Origin of the sequence: Thermococcus sp., assembly GCF_027066465.1 — an archaeon.
GTDB lineage: Archaea > Methanobacteriota_B > Thermococci > Thermococcales > Thermococcaceae > Thermococcus.
Window position 1 is genome coordinate 1 of the sequence record NZ_JAMONU010000057.1, and the last position, 3,234, is coordinate 3,234.

Consider the following 3,234-nt stretch of genomic DNA (forward strand, 5'->3'; position numbering starts at 1 on the left):
TAGCCTGCTCACAAAAAGTTCCCATCCATCAACGTTCTGGATTTCATCGAGAAAAATTGTTTTAAAGTCTCCGTAAACCTCGTGAACGAGCTTCAGAACGTCATCAAGATCCTCTGTTTTGGCCAGCACCTCATCATCGAAGTTCACATAACCGAAATTTTCCTTGAGGGTTCTTACCGCCAGGAAGCTTTTTCCTGCCCTTCGGGGCCCGGTTATAACCTTTATCACGTCAGTTTGGAGGTACCGTTTGAGCTTTTCCTCGGCTTCTCTCTTAACATAGGGCTCCCTTTTCAGCCGCTCAAGTTCGTACTTCTGGGCTATTATGTGCTTTCTCATTCTGTGCACCTATAAAGATGTGGTGCACAAAGTTTAAAAAAATTGTGCAGTTTAGTGCGTATTTTTAAAACACTACCGGTTCGCCTCACTCGTGGAACAATTCGTTTGTAGTTGTTCCTTGGTTGTGTTTTTCTTTTAAGTTTAAGTTTTGCTCCCTGTTTCCTGCGATGTTGCATGAGTGCAACAGAAACGCACCGTTCATGCAACGGGCAACCTGTTGCATACCTGTTTGTGTGTGCAGTGTGCGCTCCCAGTAAATTCTCTCCTCAGTTTGTACCCCTTAAGAGGTCGCGTTAGTTTCTGACGCAACTTATCGATGATGGTAGAGTTTTTCACTGGCTTTGAAACTTGAAGTGTCATTAACCTAATACTGTTTTCGGCCCAAATACTCCCTCAGTCCCTCCCTCCACGTCGGCATTTTCAGTCCAATCTTATGAAGCTTCCTGTTCTCCAAAGCCGAGAACCTCGGTCTCCTCGCGAGTCTGTTCAGCTCGCTTGACTTTATAGGTTCAATCTCAACGTTCCAGCCGAGGATTTCAAAGATCGTCTTGGCGAAATCGTACCAGGAGCAGTGGCCTTCATTTACCATGTGGTACACTCCGTACTCCGGCTCCATCTTCAAGAACTCCGCGAGGGTCTTCGCGACGTCGAGGGTGTGAGTGGGACTCATCATCTGGTCGTCAACAATCCTAAGCTTTTCCCCGCGCTTCGCCTTCTCGATGACCCAGTTAACGAAGTTGCCTCCCTTCCCGCTCGCCCCGGCTCTACCGTAGAGGCTCGCCACCCTAATGACGTAGTGCCTCCTCGAATAGTTCCTCGTGAAAACCTCTCCAGCCAGTTTGCTCACCCCGTAAACGTTTATCGGGTTTGGGATATCTTCCTCAACGTAGGGACTCCCCTTCTCGCCGTCGAAGACGTAGTCCGTGCTTATGTAAACGTTCACCGCCCCGATTTCCTCGGAAACTCTCGCGACGTTTAGTGCACCTATGGCATTGACTGCAAAGGCCTTCTCTGGGTAGAGTTCCGCGTCATCAACCCTCACGTATGCGGCCGTGTTAATGATGACGTCCGGCTTCAGCTCCTTCAGCACCTTCAGAGTCTCCGGAACCGTAACATCTACATCTCTGTGAGTCAGCGGAATCACTTCAAAAGAGGGCTCTTCCCTAAAAACCTCAACCAAATCCGTCCCGAGCTGACCGCTGGCACCGATTACCGCAATTTTCATAACGAACCACCGTTCTTGATAAGTTCTTCCAGTTTTCCTTTGCTATCCACAAGCGTTATTCCTTCCCCTTCACACGCTTTTCTAAAGTCGCTGTCGAACGATATCAGATACTTAATCCCATAGAACTTACAGGTTGCGAGAATTATTGCATCGTTTGGCAGGAGTCCATAGGTGTCCATGAGTACTATTGCGTCCTCACCGATAGGCATATTATCTGAGAGATAGGAGAACTCATCAAGAATCGAATAAAGTGGACCTTTATCTACGTCCCTGACAAGCTGAGGGTTATGTTTCAAAGTGTAGCTCTTTTCTCCAGTAGAATCCTTTAGATATCTGATTGAGACCTCAGTTAGAACAATGCCGTTTATGAAAACGTCACCGAGGCTTTTTGCGGCCTCCATGATTTCCCTTGCACGATTCTCCCCGTAAAAGTAGTCCAGAATAACATTGCTGTCAATGAAAAACTTAAACTTCCCACTCATCATAGATATCAGCCTCAATCTCATCGACGCTTCTCTTTTTCCCTTTTAGAACCCCAAAGGTGTCTCTGAAGTCTCTTGTGGAGATTTTTCGTACTATGAGCCGGGCCTCTCTCTCTAGGAGGGACTTAACGAACTCCTCCATGCCGTCAGGAACATTAATAGTAATCACCACTTTGCCCACTTTATCACCTCACTTTTGTCTGGACAACGGAACTAAAAAAGATTTGTGAGAATACCTTAGAACACCCAGCCTCTCTCGATGGCTTCCCTCAGCGTCGGCCACTTCCTGTCCTTTTCCGAGATTATGGGTTCATCAAGTGGCCAGTCTATGTTCAGGTCGGGGTCGTTCCAGATAATACCACCCTCGTAGTCGGGGGCGTATACGTTGTCCACCTTGTAGACAACATCCGCCACATCGCTCAGCACGACGAAGCCGTGTGCAAAGCCCTTGGGAACGTAGAGCTGCCATTTGTTGAACTCTGACAGGATAACCCCAACCCACTTTCCGAACGTCGGCGAGTCCTTCCTCAGGTCAACGGCAACGTCGTAGATTACCCCGCGAACGACCCTGACTATCTTCGCCTGCGCGTAGGGTTCACGCTGGAAGTGCAGGCCCCTCAACACACCGTAGCGGGAGCGGGAATGGTTGTCCTGAACGAACTCTCCTTTTATTCCAGCGCTCTCGAAGTCTGGCCTTTTGTAAGTCTCCATGAAGAAGCCGCGTTCGTCGCCGAAGACCTTCGGCTTAATCAGAATCACATCTGGAATCTCAAGCCTCTCGAACTCGAAGGGCATCGCCATCACCTTAACTCAAGTTTAAGCTCGGGCGCGACTTTCTTTATCTCACTGAAGTGTTTATCCATCGTCACCAGCGTCAAACCCCTGTTTATGGCAACCGCCGCAATCACGATGTCAACAGCTGGAATTGGGGTTCCCTTCTTTACGAGCTTTTCAGAGAGTTCAACTGCCAATGCGTACTCCTTGGGTGTAGGAATTAGAACTCCCAGGTCAAGAACAACGCCCTTCGGATACTCGACGAGGTTGAGGGTCGTCGTGTACCCCTTGCTGGCATTTGTCGTTCCTTTAACCATCTCAATCAGGACGTTCGTGTCGTAAAGCTTTCTGTCCTCTCCCATTCAATCTCCCTCATCTTTTTGTAATATTTCTCATAGGTTTCGTTGGGAGTAGAGG

At 48.5% G+C, this 3,234-nt stretch carries 6 protein-coding genes; all 6 read right to left on the reverse strand.

Annotation, left to right across the window (positions count from 1 at the left end):
* Positions 1-336: AAA family ATPase (locus MVK46_RS02520; protein WP_297535048.1), on the reverse strand; the 336-nt coding region annotated here is incomplete at its 3' end.
* A gap of 364 nt (positions 337-700) precedes the next feature.
* Positions 701-1,561 carry a dTDP-4-dehydrorhamnose reductase gene (gene rfbD / locus MVK46_RS02525; protein ID WP_297535049.1) on the reverse strand — a complete coding sequence of 287 codons (861 nt, stop codon included), beginning with the start codon at positions 1,559-1,561 and terminating at the stop codon, positions 701-703.
* On the reverse strand, positions 1,558-2,067 hold the full coding sequence (locus MVK46_RS02530; protein WP_297535051.1) for a type II toxin-antitoxin system VapC family toxin: 510 nt from the start codon (positions 2,065-2,067) through the stop codon (positions 1,558-1,560). The genes rfbD and MVK46_RS02530 overlap by 4 nt, the downstream gene beginning before the upstream one ends.
* Positions 2,027-2,224, reverse strand: a complete 198-nt coding sequence (locus MVK46_RS02535; protein WP_297535053.1) for a hypothetical protein — start codon at positions 2,222-2,224, stop codon at positions 2,027-2,029. The genes MVK46_RS02530 and MVK46_RS02535 overlap by 41 nt, the downstream gene beginning before the upstream one ends.
* Before the next feature lie 56 nt (positions 2,225-2,280).
* Positions 2,281-2,838 carry a dTDP-4-dehydrorhamnose 3,5-epimerase gene (gene rfbC, locus MVK46_RS02540; RefSeq protein ID WP_367182624.1) on the reverse strand — a complete coding sequence of 186 codons (558 nt, stop codon included), beginning with the start codon at positions 2,836-2,838 and terminating at the stop codon, positions 2,281-2,283.
* A 5-nt stretch (positions 2,839-2,843) separates the two neighbouring features.
* Positions 2,844-3,179: a PIN domain-containing protein gene (locus tag MVK46_RS02545; protein ID WP_297535057.1), complete on the reverse strand. Its 336-nt coding sequence runs from the start codon at positions 3,177-3,179 to the stop codon at positions 2,844-2,846.
* Positions 3,180-3,234: the final 55 nt, after the last annotated feature.

What these genes read in the sequence shown, in the direction of transcription:
- rfbD (WP_297535049.1), bottom strand. Translation starts at nt 1,561, where the DNA reads ATGAAAATTGCGGTAATCGGTGCCAGCGGTCAGCTCGGGACGGATTTG.
- MVK46_RS02530 (WP_297535051.1), bottom strand. Translation starts at nt 2,067, where the DNA reads ATGAGATTGAGGCTGATATCTATGATGAGTGGGAAGTTTAAGTTTTTC.
- rfbC (WP_367182624.1), bottom strand. Translation starts at nt 2,838, where the DNA reads ATGCCCTTCGAGTTCGAGAGGCTTGAGATTCCAGATGTGATTCTGATT.
- MVK46_RS02545 (WP_297535057.1), bottom strand. Translation starts at nt 3,179, where the DNA reads ATGGGAGAGGACAGAAAGCTTTACGACACGAACGTCCTGATTGAGATG.